The sequence below is a fragment of the Rubricella aquisinus genome, from assembly GCF_014199445.1.
GTDB lineage: Bacteria > Pseudomonadota > Alphaproteobacteria > Rhodobacterales > Rhodobacteraceae > Rubricella > Rubricella aquisinus.
In genome coordinates, this window is record NZ_JACIJS010000001.1 from 419691 (window position 1) to 437661 (window position 17971).

Annotated in this window: 19 protein-coding genes; 4 read left to right on the plus strand and 15 right to left on the minus strand. The window is 61.1% G+C overall.

The window, feature by feature from the left end:
• Nucleotides 1-10: 10 nt before the first annotated feature.
• The 6 genes from FHS89_RS01980 to cysQ are packed head-to-tail and all read right to left on the minus strand — an operon-like array spanning nt 11 to nt 6044.
• Nucleotides 11-1024, minus strand: coding sequence for a glycosyltransferase family 2 protein (locus FHS89_RS01980; protein ID WP_184007919.1), 1014 nt, complete (start codon nt 1022-1024; stop codon nt 11-13).
• 34 nt (nt 1025-1058) lie between these two features.
• The gene (locus FHS89_RS01985; RefSeq protein ID WP_184007921.1) at nt 1059-2207 is read right to left on the minus strand and encodes a glycosyltransferase; all 1149 of its coding nucleotides are present in this window, start codon (nt 2205-2207) and stop codon (nt 1059-1061) included.
• A gap of 3 nt (nt 2208-2210) precedes the next feature.
• A complete protein-coding gene (gene galU / locus FHS89_RS01990; RefSeq protein ID WP_184007923.1) occupies nt 2211-3107 on the minus strand; it encodes a UTP--glucose-1-phosphate uridylyltransferase GalU in 897 nt (298 codons plus the stop codon).
• Nucleotides 3108-3148: 41 nt separating this feature from the next.
• A complete protein-coding gene (locus FHS89_RS01995; protein WP_184007925.1) occupies nt 3149-4462 on the minus strand; it encodes a glycosyltransferase family 2 protein in 1314 nt (437 codons plus the stop codon).
• A gap of 4 nt (nt 4463-4466) precedes the next feature.
• Entirely contained in the window at nt 4467-5264 is a 798-nt protein-coding gene (gene kdsB, locus FHS89_RS02000; protein WP_184007927.1) for a 3-deoxy-manno-octulosonate cytidylyltransferase, read from the minus strand.
• 3 nt (nt 5265-5267) lie between these two features.
• On the minus strand, nt 5268-6044 hold the full coding sequence (gene cysQ, locus FHS89_RS02005; protein WP_184007929.1) for a 3'(2'),5'-bisphosphate nucleotidase CysQ: 777 nt from the start codon (nt 6042-6044) through the stop codon (nt 5268-5270).
• A gap of 90 nt (nt 6045-6134) precedes the next feature.
• On the opposite strand from cysQ, the gene FHS89_RS02010 reads away from it, so the two are divergent.
• Nucleotides 6135-6953, plus strand: a complete 819-nt coding sequence (locus FHS89_RS02010; protein ID WP_184007931.1) for an ABC transporter permease — start codon at nt 6135-6137, stop codon at nt 6951-6953.
• Nucleotides 6954-6957: 4 nt separating this feature from the next.
• Here FHS89_RS02010 and FHS89_RS02015 read toward each other — a convergent pair whose 3' ends face one another.
• The 3 genes from FHS89_RS02015 to FHS89_RS02025 all read right to left on the minus strand — a co-directional run bounded on the left by FHS89_RS02015 (nt 6958) and on the right by FHS89_RS02025 (nt 9471).
• Nucleotides 6958-7863, minus strand: a complete 906-nt coding sequence (locus FHS89_RS02015; RefSeq protein ID WP_184007933.1) for a LysR family transcriptional regulator — start codon at nt 7861-7863, stop codon at nt 6958-6960.
• Nucleotides 7864-7946: 83 nt separating this feature from the next.
• Nucleotides 7947-8537, minus strand: coding sequence for a transglycosylase SLT domain-containing protein (locus tag FHS89_RS02020; RefSeq protein ID WP_246413516.1), 591 nt, complete (start codon nt 8535-8537; stop codon nt 7947-7949).
• 52 nt (nt 8538-8589) lie between these two features.
• Nucleotides 8590-9471 (minus strand): AEC family transporter, encoded by an 882-nt coding sequence (locus FHS89_RS02025; RefSeq protein WP_184007935.1) that lies wholly within the window; start codon nt 9469-9471, stop codon nt 8590-8592.
• Nucleotides 9472-9567: 96 nt separating this feature from the next.
• Here FHS89_RS02025 and hspQ point away from each other — a divergent pair, with 96 nt between their 5' ends.
• Entirely contained in the window at nt 9568-9897 is a 330-nt protein-coding gene (gene hspQ, locus FHS89_RS02030) for a heat shock protein HspQ (RefSeq protein ID WP_184007937.1), read from the plus strand.
• Nucleotides 9898-9900: 3 nt separating this feature from the next.
• Here hspQ and FHS89_RS02035 read toward each other — a convergent pair whose 3' ends face one another.
• Together FHS89_RS02035 and FHS89_RS02040 are read right to left on the minus strand one after the other, a co-directional pair.
• Entirely contained in the window at nt 9901-11031 is a 1131-nt protein-coding gene (locus tag FHS89_RS02035) for a DUF2235 domain-containing protein (RefSeq protein ID WP_184007939.1), read from the minus strand.
• A gap of 53 nt (nt 11032-11084) precedes the next feature.
• Nucleotides 11085-12668 (minus strand): gamma-glutamyltransferase family protein, encoded by a 1584-nt coding sequence (locus FHS89_RS02040; protein WP_184007941.1) that lies wholly within the window; start codon nt 12666-12668, stop codon nt 11085-11087.
• A gap of 286 nt (nt 12669-12954) precedes the next feature.
• Between FHS89_RS02040 and FHS89_RS02045 the strand changes: the two genes are divergently transcribed.
• Nucleotides 12955-13308 carry a DUF2794 domain-containing protein gene (locus tag FHS89_RS02045; RefSeq protein ID WP_184007943.1) on the plus strand — a complete coding sequence of 118 codons (354 nt, stop codon included), beginning with the start codon at nt 12955-12957 and terminating at the stop codon, nt 13306-13308.
• Between the two features lie 79 nt (nt 13309-13387).
• Entirely contained in the window at nt 13388-13756 is a 369-nt protein-coding gene (locus FHS89_RS02050; protein ID WP_184007945.1) for a hypothetical protein, read from the plus strand.
• Here the strand turns inward: FHS89_RS02050 and rnr are convergent.
• The 4 genes from rnr to FHS89_RS02070 form a co-directional block, all read right to left on the minus strand.
• Complete coding sequence (gene rnr / locus FHS89_RS02055) at nt 13753-15996, minus strand: ribonuclease R (protein WP_184007947.1); 2244 nt, start codon at nt 15994-15996, stop codon at nt 13753-13755. The two genes, FHS89_RS02050 and rnr, sit on opposite strands and share 4 nt — an antisense overlap.
• Nucleotides 15997-16222: 226 nt before the next feature.
• Nucleotides 16223-17104 (minus strand): MBL fold metallo-hydrolase, encoded by an 882-nt coding sequence (locus FHS89_RS02060; protein WP_184007950.1) that lies wholly within the window; start codon nt 17102-17104, stop codon nt 16223-16225.
• A 12-nt stretch (nt 17105-17116) separates the two neighbouring features.
• Nucleotides 17117-17533, minus strand: coding sequence for a DUF6691 family protein (locus FHS89_RS02065; RefSeq protein WP_184008453.1), 417 nt, complete (start codon nt 17531-17533; stop codon nt 17117-17119).
• 2 nt (nt 17534-17535) lie between these two features.
• Nucleotides 17536-17970 (minus strand): YeeE/YedE family protein, encoded by a 435-nt coding sequence (locus FHS89_RS02070; protein ID WP_184007952.1) that lies wholly within the window; start codon nt 17968-17970, stop codon nt 17536-17538.
• Nucleotide 17971: the final 1 nt, after the last annotated feature.

The window sequence follows — 17971 nt, forward strand, 5'->3', positions numbered from 1 at the left end:
GCTCTCACCCTCAGATCCACCCACCCGTGGACATTAGCCCTAGCCCTTCAAGCTGACGCCACCCCACATAGCGTTCAGACTGGTCGGTCCATAATACTGTTCCGCGATCCATTCCATCGCGATAAGCCCGATACTCCCTGGACGCTGCGTAATGTTGCCGCCGCTCCAGCTCCTCCAAAGCCTTCCCCCTGAGTAAATGGGAAAATTTGGCATGAAGAAGGCAGCCGGACGCTTTTTCACCCCCCCATTCGTCATAAACACGGTTTAATCCCCGTGGTAATAAACTGTGGGTTGAGCTGTAATAGACGTACCCACGTTTCCAGCGAACAAGCGGCGTTTTATTCAACGCCGGCGCCTGGTTGGGCCGGTCGGCAAAAAACGCGCGCATTCGTGGCCCCCCTTGTATCCACAAATTCCCGAAAAGTGCGTTTTTCCGGATCATATAGTTACCAGAATCAAACCAGCACAACGTGTCAAAGGGATTTGTTCCCGGCACATATTCCGTTTCCTCGATGGGTTTTTCGGAATACATATCCAGCAAAAGCGCACCAAAAGACTTGATCGACGAATTGTCGAGCCAGTCCGTCAGCGCGCGCAGGGGGCGCACATCGCTGTGCGGGTAGACGAAAAATTCGTCCGCATCGACGGTCAGCACCCAATGATCCTGCGCATAGCGGGCAAGGATATGGTTGACCCAATCCATCCCGAACCGCGATTTTTTGTAGCTCGCTGTGCTGCGCCAAACCGAGCTATCGGGCTGATCGGCGAGGAATTCCGCCGTGCCATCGGTCGAGCCATTGTCGATGAACAGGAAGTGTCCAATCCCGATTTTCCGATAATAATCAAAGAAATAAGGAAGGATCGGCCGCTCATTGCGAAGCGTACACACCAAGAGGATATCAGACCGTTCAATCTGCCCCGTGCGGTCAGACACCAGCGTCAACTCACGCGATTTCAGCAGCGCGCGCAGTTGTAGCCTGCGCCTGCGCAAGCGGAGGAAAAGACGCCTGATAATAGATCGCATCGATTACGCACCCTGCCGTGTCATGGCAACGGGATTATTCCAGTAACCTTTCCAACACGTTAAAGTGCGTTTGCCATGTCGGCAGCGGCATTTCCAGCTTTGATGCCTCATATGCAGGTTTTGTCGCGGAATGCTCACGAAAACGTGAGCGGAGCGCATCGGCCCATTCGGCAGGATTTTGCGCGGAAACGTAGTGGGGGGCCTCTCCGAACAGGTCTTTCAGGCAGGGCAGGTCATGCGCGATCACCGGCAGGCCAATGCCCAGCGCCTCCCCCACTGGCAGGCCCGCCCCTTCTGCCAGTGACGGAAACAGCAGCGCATCGGCCCGCGCCAAGAGCGCATGGACCTCCGCATCTGGCAGCGCGCCGTGATAGGTCACCCCCGGCGTCGCCCGACAGCGGGACACGAGCGGCGCGCTGCCCCATCCCGCGTGACCCACCACATCGAGCACCGCTCCCTCCGCCGCCAGATCGGGCCAGATATCCAGCAGGAGGGACAGGTTCTTGCGCGGCTCCACGGTGCCAAGCATCAGGAACCGTCCCCGCTCCGGCACACGGGTTATCGGTGGCACGTCAATGCCGGGGGGGATGACATGCCCGTCTAGCACATCACCCCACGCCGACATGATCGCCTCAACTTCCCCCCGTGCGGGCTGGGAGACGTAAAGCATTCGGTCCGCATGGGCCGCCACCGCCCGCAACCGCGCGGCAAAGCGGGCAGCGGCCCCGGCATCACACCAATGCGGGTAAAGGATCGGAATGACGTCATGGATCATGACCGTGATTTGAGCCACGCCGCGCGCCCGCATCCGGCTCAGATCATCCGCCAGCGGGCTGGTATGGCCCACATTGATGTAGTGCCAGGCCGTCCCGGCGGGCAAAGTCAGCCCGTCGCTGCCCGCGCCATACCACACTGCGTGACGGCGAAGTGCGGCTTCGATTTGCCGCCGCGAACGGTCCCGCCATGGGGTGAGGTGCGCCTTTAGGTCAAGCTGGGGCGTCTCTGCCCTTAGCCGCGACAAGCCGTCCGCGTCCAACACAGCCCAAAGCCGCGCGGATTGGTAAAGGTAATGCGCCTCCAGCGCCGCGCTATACGCGGCCTCCACCCGGTCGATCCCCGTCGCCGCCCCGCGCGCCTGCCGTTGCAGGCTGCGCGTGATGTCGAGCAGGATCGGACGCCGCATCGCTTACTGCTCGGGCATGTCCAATGTGCTGGCAATGTCGCGGATAAATTCTGCCAATTCGTCCCGCAATTCCGGGCGCGACAGGCCAAACCGGACCGTGGCCTGCAAATACCCCGCTTTGGAGCCGCAATCATACCGCTCTCCCGAAAAGCGCAGGCCATAAACGCCACGATCACCGCCAACTTCGCGGGCGATAGCGTCGGTCAACTGGATCTCATCCCCCGCGCCGCGCTCTTTCTTATTGAGTTGCTGGAGCACTTCGGGCGTCAGGATATAGCGCCCGATCACAGCGAGGTTGGACGGGGCCTCCTCCATCGGGGGCTTTTCGACCATGCCATTGACCCGCAGGACCGATCCTTCGGTGCTGTCCACATCCAGCACACCATAAGAGGAGATGTTTTCACGCGGCACTTCCATCGCGGCGACGATGTTGCCGCCGGTTTCCTCATGGGCATCGACCATCTGCTTTAGACAGCCCGGCTCCCCCATGATCACGTCATCGGGCAGAACCACGGCAAAGGGTTCATCCCCGATCAGACGGCGCGCGCACCAGACCGCATGACCAAGGCCAAGCGCCTCCCGCTGGCGGATATAGGCGATAGCACCACTGTCCATATCCGTACGCTTCAATTCGCGCAGCAGGTCATCCTTCCCCTTCTTGCGGAGCGTCTTTTCCAATTCGGGCGCACCGTCGAAATAATCCTCAAGCGCGGATTTCCCTTTTGCCGTGACAAAAATGAATTCCTTGATCCCGGCTTCCCGTGCCTCATCAATCGCGTATTGGATCAACGGACGGTCCACGAGGGTCATGATCTCTTTCGGGATGGATTTCGTGGCAGGCAGGAACCGGGTGCCGAGGCCCGCGACAGGAAAGACGGCCTTGGATACTTTACGCTTCATACGGCTCACTCATGTTTGCGCCATGGGACTGGCGGCTTGGATTATTGGTCTTGTTCTATTGGTCCATGGGCAGCAGGCCATGTCCGCCCGTCCCACACAACAGATGTCATGTCAAAAACGCGCTCAAGCCGCGCTTCGTTCCTAGGAAACCGCCAAATGTGGCGATTTTTGGCAAGATCGTAGCCCAACACATGGGTAAATTGCCGTGACGCTGCGACACGACGCATGTCGCGGCTTGCGGCATGGCGCAGGCGGAGGGGGGGCAGGCCACCCTCACCACCAAGGTTGAGCGTGCCGCCAAGGTGCCGCCAGATGCCATCATCGGTTAGCGTGACCCGCAGCGGACGGGGGCTGTAGCGGTATTCCATCAGCGTCACTTCCGCACCGAGGCTGCGCAAATGCCGCGCATCGTCCCAAGCGCGGCGGCGGGTCAGCAGCGTTGGCACGATCACGACCCGCAAGTCCGAGGGGGGCGGCGTATCCGCTTGGGCGTTCTGCGGGGCGGGGGCTGGTGCGATCCGAGGGATCATCGGGGCTAAGATGGCGGCACTCAGGCCCGCGCGCAACCCATCCATTAAATGACCGATCCGCCCCCCATCAATCAGCCCCAGCCGGTGAAACCGCATCAGGCGGCGCAATTCACGCTCTTGATAGCGGATGGACGCGCTTGGCCATTCAGCTTCCGGCGCATGAGAGAACAGGAAGCAGGCGATGGAGCGGCCCTTCACGCGCAGATCCTCCGGCACCCGTCGCGCGGTGCGGTGGCCGGATTTGGCAAATCCGTGATGCACCAGCGCGCCCGGCACCCAGCCAATCGAATGGCCCGCCTTGTGGAGCCGCATCGCCACATCCGTTTCCTCAAGGAAATAGGCAAACCGTTCGTCAAAGCCACCAATCTGGGCAAGGGCTGCGCGACGCAGGATCATATTGGTGCCGTTGACCTTGGTCGCGACGGCATCCGACGCTGTCTCCGGCACATCCTCTCCGAACCGGTTAAAGGCATGTCGGTCCCATTGCAACCGGACGCCCGTTGGCCCGATCACTGGCCCACCGGCAAGGGCCGCCTGCCCGATGCCCGACACCAGCGCACCGAGCCAATCCGGCTCTGGCACCGCGTCATCGTCGATGAAAGCCAACAGATCACCGCCCGCTGCCTGCACCCCAGCGTTGCGCGCAGCGGAAAGGTTCGCTTCTCCGATCTCGATCCACCTCACCTGAGTGGCGAAGCGCGCGGGCGGCGGCGTGTCGGATACCAGCACCGTCTCGAACGGGCGAAACCGCTGCAAGGACAGCCCGGTCAGTGTCAGCGTCGGGTCACGCTGCCAGTTCGGGACGATGACCGTGACCCGATCCATCCGGTCAGTCGAGCCCTTGTGCCTTGAGCATCGCTTCGATCCGGGGGACATCGACGGGGTTGTTCAGTTCCCAAAACGCGCGGCCTTTTGCCTCCACGGGCACGGCGCGCACGTGCACGCCGTTCTCCATGAAACGGAGCTGTTCCAGCCCTTCCCATTTCTCCAGATTGCCCTCGCCCCAGCCAGTATAGGCCGTCAGCGCATCGGGGCGGTAGGCATAGACGCCGACATGGTGCCAGACCGGGGTTTCCTCCCCTTCGGCAAATTTGCGGCCCGTATAGGGGATGACCTCTTTCGAGAAATAAAGGCTATAGCCCGCCGTATCGAACACCGCCGTCGTACCGCCGACACGGCCCGCTGCGCGATCTTCCAAGAACCCATTGAGGGCGGCGTGATCACAGCGCAAAACCGGGGTGGCGACGGGACAATCGGGATCGGCTTTCATCGCGTCGATCAGCGCCTCGACGAACCATGGCGGGGTCAGGGGCGCGTCGCCCTGAAGGTTGACGATGATGTCGTAACCTTTGAGCGTTTCGATGGTTTCAGCGCACCGTTCTGTCCCGTTGCGGCAGGTGTCGGATGTCATCGCGACCTCTCCACCGAAATCCTTGACGTGATCCGCGATGCGCCGGTCATCGGTGGCGACGACAACCCGGTCCACCCCGGCCACGGCATTCGCCGCATCCCAGGATCGGCGGATCAGGCTGCGCGCGACGCCATTCGCGCCGGTCAATTCAACCAGCGGTTTGCCCGGATACCGGGTGGAGGCATAGCGGGCGGGAATAACGATCAGGACGGACATGGCTCACCCTTTCTGAAGCGCGACACCAGGGGCGGTCGCGATGAAGAACACGTTTTCATATCCCGGCTTACCATAGACATAGTCGGTATGGTCATCGAACCGGATCATCCGCCCGCCCGCGCCGCGCAAAACGGCGTCGCCCGCAGCGGTGTCCCATTCCATCGTGCGGCCAAGGCGCGGGTAGAAATCCGCCTCCCCCGCCGCGACCAGACAGAATTTAAGCGATGACCCGGCAGAGCGCATATCGGCCACGCGGTAGCGCGCGATATAATCATCCGTCGCCTGATCCCGGTGCGATTTGGAGGCAACGACGATCAGCGCGTCGTTATCCGGCACGGATACGGTGAGCGCGCGCGGGGCGCCGCCAATCTCCTCGACCGACTGACCATCGGGCTGGGTGTAGAACAGACGCTCCTTTGCCGGAGCATAGACCACACCGCGCGTCGGCACGCCCTGCTCGACCAGCGCGATGTTCACCGTGAATTCGCCACGCCGCTTGATGAATTCCTTGGTCCCGTCCAGCGGATCGACAAGGATGAAGGTGTCAGCATCGATCTGATGGCTGGCAGCCTGTTCTTCGGTCACCACCGGAATACCCGGCAGCGCGCTGGCCAGCCCTGCGCAGATCACCCGGTCCGCTGCCAGATCGGCGCGGGTCACCGGGCTGTCATCCGCCTTTGCCTCCGCCCCGAAATCATCGCTGGCATAAACGGCCATGATCTCCGCCCCGGCCTTGAGCGCGAGGTCACGAAAGGTTGCGGTGATATGGGCGTAGTCCATGGCATAACTTTCCGGTATTAACCGTGTGTTGAGGGTGATCGCGTTATGCGCGGTTCTGCCCGATCATGGCAAGGCAAAGGACGCACTCCGATGGAACGGATGCAGCGATACCAGCGGAACAGGACGCATTGGGAAGCAGCACTCAGCTTTCTCGATCTGCTCTATGTGAGCATCGTCCGCGAATTCCGCACCGAAAACGGTGGCGCGATCATGTCGTTCTTTTCCGCGATCGCGCAGCCCTTGCTGATTTTCCTGCTGTTCTACTTGATCTATGAGGTCGTCGGGCGGGCGGTGATCGTGCGAGGGGATTTCCTTCTGTTCATGATGACCGGCATCATGATGTATCTGATGCATATCAAGGCGGTGACCAAGCTGCGCAATACGTCCCATTCGATGAAGGGGATGATCTTTTATGCGAAAGCCTCGACGATCCTGAGCATCATGTCGGGGGCGCTGTACCAGCTTTACCTCAATATCCTTGCGATCATCGTGATCATGGGGACGTCCTACCTGATCCGGGGGCATCTGGAGGTGTATAATCCGTCGGGCCTGCTGCTGCCGTTCTTCATCGCGTGGGCCAGCGGGCTGGCGGCGGGAATGATGTTCATGGCGCTGACGCCTGTGGTGCCATGGCTGATGCCGCGCCTGTGGCAATTCTACCGACGACTTCAGATGTTTTCGAGCGGGAAGATGCTGTTGGGAAACATGGTGCCCGCCGGGATGCTGCCCTTTTTCCAGTGGAACCCGCTGTTTCACTGTATTGATCAGGCGCGGGGGGAGGCGTTCATCAACTATCTGCCGCGCAATTCCAACATGACCTATCCGATCTATTTCACCATCGCGCTGTTCGTGCTGGGATTGCTGATCGAATTTGCGGTAAGGGCCAATCAGGATCGCGGGATCGAGTAGCGGATCACCAGATCACGTCGCCCTGCGCTTTGAAATGCGCCACCAGAAATTCGATGAACGCGCGCAATTTCGGCTGCGGGAACCGGCCCGGCGGGTACACGGCGAAAATGCCAAGCTTCTGATCCATGCACTGATCCATCAGGGACACAACGCGCCCGGCCTTGATCGAGTCGCGGATGATGAAACTCGGCACAAGGGAGATGCCCAGCCCCGCCTCCGCCGCGCGCAGCAGCGCCTCACCATTATTGGCCGTGAGCCGCCCGCCGACGCGGACCTGCCGCTCATTCCCATTGGCCCCTTTGAGCCGCCAGAAATTCCCGGTGGCGAGGTTGGAATAATGCAACAGCGTATGCCCTTGCAGGTCATCCACACAGGTCGGCGTGCCATGTTCTTCAAGATAGGCGGGGGATGCCACGATCTTTCCCACCCCTTCCGCGATCTTGCGCGCGCGCAGCGTGCTGTCGGGCAATTCGCCAATGCGGATCGCGATATCGAACCCTTCGGACACCAATTCCACGAACCGGTCATCCATGACCATATGCACGGACACTTCGGGGTATTGTTTGAGGAACTCGCCCACGGCCCCGGCCAAATGGGTGGTGCCAAAACTCACCGGGACGGACACGCGCAATTCCCCGCGCGGCTCTGACTGCATGGCGCTGACCATCGCGTCGGCCTCCGTCGCGTCAGCGATCACGCGCGCGGCCTTATCGTAATAGGCAAGGCCGATCTCTGTCGGGCTGACACGGCGGGTTGTCCGATTGAGGAGCCGCGCGCCCAGCCGGGCCTCCATGGAGGAGACATGCTTGGACACTGCCGATTTGGACACGCCGAGCTTACGCGCTGCATCGGTGAAGCCGCCATGGTCCACCACCGCGATAAACGCTTCCATCTCTGCCAGCCGGTCCATCTGCCACTCCGTTTCCTGATTGGTCGTTAATGGCAGATAGTGTCGCGGATTGTTAACTCAATAGAGTGGCGGAAACCTTTTGTTCAGCTACAGCGCGCCAATTGCCCGCGGAATTTCGCGGCCATGGTCTGAACCTCTTGCGCGGCACTCAAAAGGCGGGGTTTGGCGGCATAGCTGCCCCGTTTATAGCCCGTGTGCCCTTCGTGATAGGCGAGGTATTGGCGGTAAGGGTCATAGAAAGACAGGCCATTCGCCTGCCGCGTACGGTCCATGTACCAGCCGACGAAATCGGAGGCATCCGCGAAATTGTCCCGCCGCGCGCTTTTGCGCCCCGTCGAGTCGCGATACCAATCCCATGTTCCATTCACGGCCTGCGCAAAGCCGTAGGCAGAGGATGTTCCGGGGCTTGCATTGGCGCGGAAATGGCTCTCGCGCCACATGATCGCCATCTTGACCTCAATCGGCGTGCCCCACCGCCGGGCTGATGCCTCTGCTGCGGTGCGCCAATGGGGATATTGCGCGAAAATCTCGCACACATCATTGACGTTCCGCGGCTGCGGTTCGCCAGTGGGGCCGTTATACGAAATCTCCGTTGGGCGGGGCGATCCACACGCCACCAGCACCAGCGCGAAAACGCCCATCAACAGCCCTCGGAAAGCCCAAGGATAGGTCATGTAAACACCTGTATGTCCTGCTCGAACGGGCGTGTTTTCACGCCTCACATATTCAGACTACAAACGACAGGATAGCCGGAATCGCGAAAATCGCAAGAAGTGTTGACACAACGACCATGCCAGCCACGTCCTCCGACTTGGCCTCATATTTCGCGGCCAACATATAGGAGGTCACGGCCACCGGCATCGCAACCTGTAGAACAAGCACCCCGGTCGCCATAGGCGACAGCCCGAAATAGATCGCGGCATAAGCGGGAACAGCGATACAGACCCCGTATTTGACGACGGACAAAACGACCGCGCGGCCCATGCTGCCGGGCTTCAAGCGCGCGATGGCCACCCCCAGCGTGATCAGCATCAGCGGAATGCCCATCTGCCCGATCAGGTCCAGCGTATTGCCGACCCAAATCGGCACGCTCCATCCCATATAGAGGAAAAGCCCGCCCGCCCACGTGGCGTGCACCATCGGTTCCTTGAGCATGGTCAGGGGCGATCCGGCCCCCGCCACCATCCAGATCCCGATGGTGAAGGACAAGATCGCCATGATCGCGAACACCACCACTGCCAGCGCCAGCCCGTCCTGCCCATAGGCAAACAACGCCACAGGCAGGCCGATATTCCCGGTATTGCCGAATATCAGCGGCGCGAGATAGGTCCGCAGGTCCAGCCGTGTGACCGCAACGATCACCGCCATGACCACCGCCACACCCGCATAGGCCGCAAGGGAGGCATAGACGAGCGCCTGTAGCGCGCTTGGCTCAATCTCCGCCCGCATAAGGGACATGAAGATCAGGCACGGGATGCTCATCGTCATCGCGATCCGGGTGACGAACTGAAGGTTGAAATCCCACCCGATCTTGACCCAACCATAGCCGATGGAGGCAAGGATAAACACGGGTGCCGTGATCTGGAGAACTTGCAGCAACGTGTCCATCTTGAGCCTTTCACATTTCAATGACAGGTTTTTGCCCCCGGTGGACAGGAAGTCAACGCATCACTAGATAGGCTCTATGACCAAGGGACTCAGACCATGACCGTGATCGCGACGCCAAAATATGCCATCGGCCAAGTGGTGCGCCACCGCATCCACCCGTTCCGCGGTGTGGTGTTCGATATTGATCCGGTGTTCGACAACACGGATGAGTGGTGGAATTCCATCCCCGAAGAGCACCGGCCATCAAAAGATCAGCCGTTCTACCACCTGTTTGCGGAGAACGAGACGAGCTATTACGTCGCCTATGTGTCTGAGCAGAACCTGCTTTTGGACACATCCGGCGACCCGATCGACCACCCCGAAGTGGGGGAGATGTTCGGCGAGTTGCGCGACCAGAAATATGTGCCCGCGGGGCAGTTTCACTAAGCCTCAGCCGAAACCCGTCGTCCGTTTCACAATGGCCGCAGCGATCTGATCGCGCACGGCCTCCAGCGGTTTGGGATCGTAATGGCCAAGTGCTATTTTATCGACGGTCCCTTGGGCCACATCCGCCATGGTCCCTTTAAACTCCCGATCTCTGGATATCAGGGACAAAAGCGCATTCGGTTTTGAATTGCTCACCGGGCGGTCGGCATTTTCCGGGAACGCCGCCCGCAGCGCTTCCAGATCAAGGGCGAGGTCCACGTCTACCGCGCCCTCCGCGATCCAGTTCAGCGCATAATTGGCAAGGCCCAAATCCTCCCCCATACCACCGACAACGCCGTGATCGCCCGCAAACCATTGCTGCTTGTACCGCCGGGCGGTCAGATCGGATTCAAGCAATTCGGGATTGACCCAGAGCGTCGGCTCATAAAGCCGCCTGCGCTCATCCACGGATACGGCATGACGACCACTCTGGACGGAGCGGGACAGTTTGTGATCATGAAACGCGTATTTCGCGTTGAACAACTTTGCGAACATGCCAAGAAAACCCGGCACGCCCAGCGCACCCACCGTATCCCAAACGCCAAGGTAAGTGACGGTGAGGGGGATGCCTGCGGGCTTTCCGTTTTTCGCTCTCCATTCCCGCTCCTCATCCCCGGTTGTGACAGCGGGCGCGAAGTCAAACCGGAACGCGGCGCTGCGATCATCGGCGGGGTGCGTCTTGGGATCGCGGCTGCGATACCAGGCCATCGCCTCTGGCACGCGGTGTTTTTGGTCGAGATGGGGAATGCCGCAGGCCCGGATCAGGCCGGCAAGCGAGCGCGCAGTATAGGCCCCGCGTGAGAACCCGAACAGGAACAGCCGGTCGCCGGGGTCATATACATCAATGATCTTTTCATAGGCTTCCACGATATTGCGCGACAGCCCCCAGCCGAACGCCCCACCGCCGACGACATCGGTCGCGCGTTCGATGAAGGTCTCCCCACGGCCCAACCCGACCCCAAGCTGGTAAATCGACACCTGCTTGTCCGGGTCGTCGTTCTTTCGCACAATATTATAGAGCCGCGTGACATGCGTTTGCCGCGACGTCTTTGGTGAATTCCAAGTACCGTCACAAAAGACAACGATGTTTTTCATACGCGTACACTCCCCAAACCATCAGGGAGTGTACGGGTCGTTTGAAATATTTATCAATAGCCCAGCGCGCAGCCATCCTTGCGCGGGTCGGACGCACCGACGAGCACGCCGTTCTCTCCGATCCAGATGGATTGTGCGCCGCCAATGGCCGTTTGGGGCGTTTTGCAGCGGTGGCCCATCGCCGTCAGCTTATCCCAGACGGACCGGTCATAGCCGTTCTCGATGTCCATCGCGCCCATCGCACCAAAACAGCGCGGGCCATCAATGGCCGCCTGAGAGGTCATGCCGAAATCCCTTAGATTGCTAAGGAACCGCACATGCCCATTCGGCTGATACGCCCCGCCCATCACGCCAAACGGCATGGTCACGCGGCCATCCTCCTTGAGCATCGCGGGAATGATCGTGTGCATCGGGCGTTTGCCCCCCGCCGCCTCATTCGGATGACCCGCATCAAGGGTAAAGCCCGCGCCGCGGTTCTGGAAATTGATCCCGAACTTGTCCGATGCAAGGCCAGAGCCGAAGCTGTGGAAAATCGAATAGATCAGGCTGACGGCCATCCGGTTCTTATCTACCACGGTGATATAGATGGTGTCCTTGTGCACCGCTTCGCTGATCTCGGTGGCGCTGGTCATCGCGCGCTCCGGGTCAATCAGCTTGGCCAGCGCCTTGGCCGTGTCGTCGCTCAGCATATGGGCGAGCTTCACATCCGCCTTGTCCGGGTCCGCGATGAACCGGTTGCGCGCGTCATAGGCGAGCTTTGCCGCTTCTGCCTCCAGATGCGCCCGTTTGGCACCCCATGGGTCAAGCGACGCAACGTCGAACTGCTCAAGGATATTGGCCATCAGAATGGCCGTGGCCCCCTGCCCGTTGGGCGGCAATTCGACCAGCTCCGCGCCCTGATAGGTGCCGCTGATCGGATCGACATAATCGCAGGCGACGGCGGCGAAATCGTCCATCGTGTGCACACCGCCCATGGCCTGAAGCGAGGCGACCATATCCTCGGCCACTTCGCCCTCATAAAAGCCCTTGCGCCCCTCCGCCGCGATTCGGCGCAGCACCTCGGCCTGCCCTTCTGCGCGGAACATCTGCCCGGGGCGCGGGGCGGCTCCGTTCACCATGAACAAGTCGCGGGCGCGGCCTGACAGATTGCCCTGCGATGCGGCCCAATCGCTGCTGACACGCGGGGCGACCGGCGCGCCCTCCTCGAAATAACGGATCGACGGGGCCAGCACGCGGGCAAGGCCCATGGTCCCGTAATCGTTCATCATCCGGTCAAACGCATCAATCGCACCGGGCAGCGTGACCGAATGCGGGCTGCCGTAAAGCGGCATGTCCTTGTGCCCCTCCGCGCGCAGCGCTTCGGCTGACAGGGCGGCAGGTGCGCGCCCTGAGCCGTTGAGGCCCACGATATCCTCTGATCCAGCTGGTTTGATGAGCGCGAAACAATCTCCGCCGATCCCGGTCATCTGCGGCTCCAGCAGTCCCAGCAGCACCGCGCCCGCGATGGCAGCATCGACGGCGTTGCCGCCCTCCTCCAGCATCTGCACGGCGACTTTCGCGGCCAGCGGATGGGAGGTCGCGCACATCCCGTTGGTGGCATAAACGGCCGAGCGGCCCGGCAAGTGAAAATCACGCATCCTATTCTCCCCATCACGCAATCTGACGGGACGGTAGGGCGCAAGCCCGCGCGCGGCAATGGCTCACATGCTCATTTCTGGGTGGGGGGGGTAGCGCACAGGGTAAACCCGAAATCAGTTTGGGGGCTTGAAAAAGGATCGTCCCCTGCGCGCCATAGTTAATCTGGCCACAGATTCGGGCGGAGAATGGACATCAAATTGGAATCTGTGGGGCAGTTTGAGGCAGGCTTGCCACATTGTGCGTTTGCTCTTGTCAATCACGGGGGAGCGCTTACTCTTTCCAACGATGGATGCATTCGTTCCCACACCCGGCATTGGCCAATCTTCCGCCCCAAACGCGGTCGCGTTCCATCGGAGCGAGCTGGCGGTCATCCTGTCACTCTATGGCCGAATGGTGGCAGCGGGGGAGTGGCGGGATTACGGGATCAGCCACCTCAAGGATGTTGCGGTCTTTTCCGTCTTTCGCCGCACGGCGGAATATCCGCTCTACCGGATCGAGAAACGCCCGAAACTCGCACGCGCGCAAGGAATGTATGTCGTGATCGGGATGGACGGGCATATCCTCAAGCGTGGCCATGACCTGAAAACCGTGCTGCGGGTTTTGGAGCGCAAACTGATCCGCGCTGTTGCGACGGACTGATCCACGCAAGTGTGAACACCTGTCATTTGCCCCGTGAGCGGTCATGGGCTCATCTTCCAGAAAGGGAAGTGAGGTGCATATGCGCAATCTAATAGCCGTTTTGGTGGGGGTGGCCGTGGCCGTTGGTTTCGGATTTTCCGGGGCGACGGCCACGCTGGGGGCACATCCATTCTGGGCGATGGATATCGGCTGGATTGGTGGGATCGCGGGGGCGGTGGCGCTGATCGGCGCGTTCCTTAGCGGGGTGCCGCGCCGGTGGTTGCGGCTTGTCGCGGTTTTGATGCTGCCGCTCGCGGGTGTCAGTGCGGCGTGGGGGAAGATGCGGTTCGCCGCGTCCTATGCCGAGGACGCGTTTGCCGGGCAGGTCTGGTATTTCGGCTGGATCGCGGTTGCGGCAGCCCTGTGCATGATCATAGGCGCGCTGTTAATGCCAAAACCCGTGTCCTAGCCGCGCGATTTCCGGGATTTGTTGCGGCGGATCTTGGCCTTTGCCAGCGCCCGTTTCGGGGCACCGCCTTTGCCACCACGCCCCTTGCCCTGACGCGGGCGGGCGAGTGCCGTGCCGTCGAGTGACAGCAGTTCCAACAACAAACCGCCCGTCACCGGCACCGCATCCGCCAGCCGGACGGTCACAGGCTGGCCAAGGCCGATCACAGTGCCCGACCGCTCCCCCGTGAGGGTTTGCGCGTCGGGGTCGTGGCGAAAATACTCCGTGCCAAGCTTGGAGATCGGGATCAGGCCATCGGCCCCCGTCTCGTCCAGCTTCACAAACAGGCCAAAGCGCGCGATGCCCGACACACGGCCCGCGAATTCCTGACCAACCCGTTCTGCGAGGAACGCCGCGAGATACCGATCCGTCGTGTCCCGCTCCGCCAGCATCGAGCGGCGCTCGGTTTGGCTGATATGCTCCGCCGTTTGATCGAGGATCAGCGTTTCCTCATGGCTCAGCCCATCCTTGCCCCAGCCATGCGCCGTGATCAGCGCCCGATGCACAATGAGGTCAGCGTAGCGCCGGATGGGAGAGGTGAAATGCGCGTACCGCCGCAGGTTCAGCCCGAAATGGCTGAAATTCTCCGGCGCGTAATAGGCCTGCGTCATGGATCGCAGCACTGACAGATTGACGAGTTCCGCGTTCTGCGTCCCCGCCGCCCCATCCAGCAGCGCATTGAGGTGGCGCGTGTGCAGCACCTGCCCCTTGGCCAGTGTCAGCCCGCAGGCGGCCACGATTTCGCGCAGCGCATCGAGCTTTTCGACCGTTGGCTCCTCATGCACACGGTAAAGGAGCGCGGATTTCTTTGCTTCCAGCGTTTCTGCCGCGCAGACATTCGCCTGGATCATGAATTCTTCGATCAGCTTATGCGCGTCGAACCGGTCGCGGAACGCGACGGAAGTGACCTCCCCCGCGTCTGACAGCACGATCTTGCGCTCCGGCAGATCAAGGTTGAGGGGCGCGCGGGTCGCGCGGGCCTGCAACACGGCGCGATACGCGGCCCAAAGCGGCCTGAGCACCGGGTCCAACAGATCGGCGGTCGCCTCATCGGGTTGGCCATCTATCGCGGCCTGCGCCTGTTCATAGGACAGGCTCGCCGGGCTGCGCATCAGGCCACGGTGAAAGGAATGGCCAAGTTTGCGCCCATCAGGGCCAAACCGCATCCGCACCGCGATTGTCGGTCGGTCCACGCCCTCATGCAGAGAACACAGATCACCTGACAACTGCTCTGGCAGCATCGGCACCACACGGTCCGGGAAATAGGTGGAGTTGCCTCGCCGCCGGGCTTCCTGATCCAAGGCACTGCCGGGGGTGACGTAATGGGCAACATCCGCAATCACGACCCAGACCACATGCCCGCCGTCGTTCTCCGGGTCCGGCATGGCGCAGACCGCATCGTCATGGTCGCGCGCGTCGGATGGGTCAATCGTGATCAGCGGCAGATCGCGCAGATCCTCGCGTTTGCCCAGCGGCACGGGGCGGGCGCGCAGCGCCTCCTTCACCGTCGACTCGGGAAAGGCGTCGGGGATGCCATGCTCATGAATTGCAATGAGAGAGACGGATTTGGGCGCGCCGGGATCGCCCAGCCGCTCAATGATCCGCGCACGCGGCAGGCCAAGCCGGTTTTTCGGACCGACGCGCTCCCCCTCGACCAATTCGCCATCACGCGCGCCGTTCCGGTCGCCCGGTGCGATCAGGTATTCGGTATCGGACTTTTTATCGACGGGCACGATCCGCCCAGCCTCCACCCCGTGACGGTAAATGCCGACGACCTTCGTCGGGCCGCTGCCGATCTTGCGGATGACGCGGCCAGTCCAGCCATCGTCCGCTTTGTGGATTTTCGTCAGGACACGGTCGCCCGCGCCAGGTGCCGGATCGCCGCGCTTTAGGGTGATGTGGATGCGGGGCGGGGGCGTCGTGTGCTCCCACTGCTCCGGGCTCGCCCAAAGATCGCCATCGGCATCAGGCGGCAGCACGCGCAACACGGCGACCGGCGGCAGATCGCCCGCGGGCAACAATTTGCGCCGTGGGCCGCGGGCGATCACGCCATCGGCCTCCAATTCGCGCAGCATTCGTTTGAGCGGAATGCGGTCGGACCCTTTGATGCCAAAGGCACGCGCGACCTCACGCTTCCCGGATTGGCCGGGATGGGCGCTGAGCCATTCAACGATCTGGTCTTTGCTGGGCAGGTTTGACATGGGCGGCGTGTATCACGCGTTAGGAGGCTTGGCAAAAGCGCTTTCCATCCATGGACCGGAATCAAGCCGAAGGCGCCGGTCCAGCGGCCGTCCGCCCCCAAGGGCGGCCGCTTTTAAACGTTGACCATCGCGCAAAACCATTCAGATTTTACACCATAAAGCGAGCAGCAGAAGCGGTGGACGGGCCCCCTCGGACGGCCGCTGGACCGGCTAAGGTTGCGTGTGCCTAAAGCCCGTTCACAGGCACTTTCAGCATCGGGCGCCCATCCTTGTCTTTTGGCACTTCGCCCGCGCGCATGTTCACCTGCAAGGCGGGGATGATGAGTTTCGGCATCGAAAGCTGGGCGTCCCGCTCCGTTCGGAATTTCACGAAATCCTCTTTCGTTTTGCCCGCACCCACATGGATGTTGCTCGCCTTTTGCTCTCCCACTGTGGTTTCCCACTGGATCGCGCGCCCGTTGGGGCCGTAATCGTGGCACATAAAGAGCCGCATCTCATCGGGCAGGCTCAGCACTTTCTGGATCGAATCGTACAGATCTTCGGCCGAACCGCCGGGAAAATCGCAGCGCGCGGAGCCGCCATCAGGCATGAACAGCGTGTCACCCACAAAGGCGGCGTTACCCATCACATGCACCATACAGGCCGGCGTATGGCCGGGCGTGTACATGGCAAAACAGGTCATCCCGCCGATCATATAGGTGTCACCGTCGATGAAGAGCGCGTCAAACTGGCTGCCATCGCGCTGAAACTCGGTCCCTTCGTTGAAGATTTTGCCGAATTCCTCCTGCACCACCATGATCTTTTCCCCGACGCCGATCATGCCGCCCAATTCCTGCTGGAGATAGGGCGCGGCGCTCAGGTGATCGGCATGCACATGGGTCTCAATGATCCATTCCAGCCGCAGGCCCTGTTCCCGGATGAAGGCGATCATGCGATCCGCGCCCTCATGGGTGATCCGCCCGGCGGCATAGTCGATATCCATCACCGAATCGATGATCGCGCAGGTTTTTGAGCCGGGATCGCGCACCACATAGCTGATCGTGTTGGTCGCCTCGTCGAAAAAGGCCGTGACCTCGGGCTTCACCGTCAAATCAACTGGATAGTGCATAGAAACCTCCCGTTATGTGCGTGCCCTCATGGCGAGCTTGGTCAGAAGGATACCAGCAACCAGTGCGGCAACGAATGCAAATATTTCTATCCGTCCCAAACCGATCACGGGCAGCACGCCACCCGGGCAGAACCCGGCGATCCCCCAGCCGATCCCGAACAGGGCGGCTCCGCCCACCAGCTTCGGGTCGATCTCCCGTGCGGAGGGCAGGTGGAAGATGCGCGCATACCGGGGCCGGTCGCGGCGCAGCACGATTTGATAGCCCAGCATCGTCACGGCAAGCGCGCCGCCCATGACAAAGGCGAGGCTCGGATCCCATGTCCCTGCAATATCAAAGAAATTCAGCACCTTGGCCGGGTTCGCCATGCCGGACAATACAATCCCGATCCCGAAAATCAGCCCCGCGATATAGGCGGTCACAAATCGCATCATCACAAGCCCACCACATGCCGGATCACATAAACCGTGGCAAAGGCGGTCACCATGAAAGTGATCGTCGCGATGATCGAGCGGGTCGAGAGCCGCGCGATGCCACACACCCCGTGCCCTGATGTGCACCCGCCGCCCAAGGTTACGCCGACACCCACGATCAACCCACCGACAATGAGCATTGGCAGGGATACCGGAACCTGCACTTCCGGCAGAGTGCAAGTGACGAGCATCATCACAAACGGGGCTGTCGCCATTCCGGCCAGCACCACGACGCGCCAAATCCATTCCCTGAAATTACTGGGCCAGACGACCCCTGCGAGAATTCCGGTCGCGCCCATAATCCGCCCGATGTTTGACATCAGAAATACGGCAGACAGACCAATCAATGCCCCACCAATTAACGACTGGTAGGGCGTGAAGGCTGTTTCAATCATA

Bases quoted from the DNA above. Each gene is read 5' to 3' on its own strand.
- FHS89_RS01985 (WP_184007921.1), bottom strand. From the start codon at position 2,207: ATGCGGCGTCCGATCCTGCTCGACATCACGCGCAGCCTGCAACGGCAG.
- FHS89_RS02040 (WP_184007941.1), bottom strand. From the start codon at position 12,668: ATGCGTGATTTTCACTTGCCGGGCCGCTCGGCCGTTTATGCCACCAAC.
- FHS89_RS02060 (WP_184007950.1), bottom strand. From the start codon at position 17,104: ATGCACTATCCAGTTGATTTGACGGTGAAGCCCGAGGTCACGGCCTTT.
- FHS89_RS02050 (WP_184007945.1), top strand. From the start codon at position 13,388: ATGCGCAATCTAATAGCCGTTTTGGTGGGGGTGGCCGTGGCCGTTGGT.
- galU (WP_184007923.1), bottom strand. From the start codon at position 3,107: ATGAAGCGTAAAGTATCCAAGGCCGTCTTTCCTGTCGCGGGCCTCGGC.
- FHS89_RS02020 (WP_246413516.1), bottom strand. From the start codon at position 8,537: ATGACCTATCCTTGGGCTTTCCGAGGGCTGTTGATGGGCGTTTTCGCG.
- FHS89_RS02045 (WP_184007943.1), top strand. From the start codon at position 12,955: ATGGATGCATTCGTTCCCACACCCGGCATTGGCCAATCTTCCGCCCCA.
- FHS89_RS02035 (WP_184007939.1), bottom strand. From the start codon at position 11,031: ATGAAAAACATCGTTGTCTTTTGTGACGGTACTTGGAATTCACCAAAG.
- FHS89_RS02070 (WP_184007952.1), bottom strand. From the start codon at position 17,970: ATGATTGAAACAGCCTTCACGCCCTACCAGTCGTTAATTGGTGGGGCA.
- FHS89_RS01995 (WP_184007925.1), bottom strand. From the start codon at position 4,462: ATGGATCGGGTCACGGTCATCGTCCCGAACTGGCAGCGTGACCCGACG.
- FHS89_RS02015 (WP_184007933.1), bottom strand. From the start codon at position 7,863: ATGGACCGGCTGGCAGAGATGGAAGCGTTTATCGCGGTGGTGGACCAT.
- hspQ (WP_184007937.1), top strand. From the start codon at position 9,568: ATGACCGTGATCGCGACGCCAAAATATGCCATCGGCCAAGTGGTGCGC.
- rnr (WP_184007947.1), bottom strand. From the start codon at position 15,996: ATGTCAAACCTGCCCAGCAAAGACCAGATCGTTGAATGGCTCAGCGCC.
- FHS89_RS02025 (WP_184007935.1), bottom strand. From the start codon at position 9,471: ATGGACACGTTGCTGCAAGTTCTCCAGATCACGGCACCCGTGTTTATC.
- kdsB (WP_184007927.1), bottom strand. From the start codon at position 5,264: ATGTCCGTCCTGATCGTTATTCCCGCCCGCTATGCCTCCACCCGGTAT.
- FHS89_RS01980 (WP_184007919.1), bottom strand. From the start codon at position 1,024: ATGCGATCTATTATCAGGCGTCTTTTCCTCCGCTTGCGCAGGCGCAGG.
- FHS89_RS02010 (WP_184007931.1), top strand. From the start codon at position 6,135: ATGGAACGGATGCAGCGATACCAGCGGAACAGGACGCATTGGGAAGCA.
- FHS89_RS02065 (WP_184008453.1), bottom strand. From the start codon at position 17,533: ATGCGATTTGTGACCGCCTATATCGCGGGGCTGATTTTCGGGATCGGG.
- cysQ (WP_184007929.1), bottom strand. From the start codon at position 6,044: ATGGACTACGCCCATATCACCGCAACCTTTCGTGACCTCGCGCTCAAG.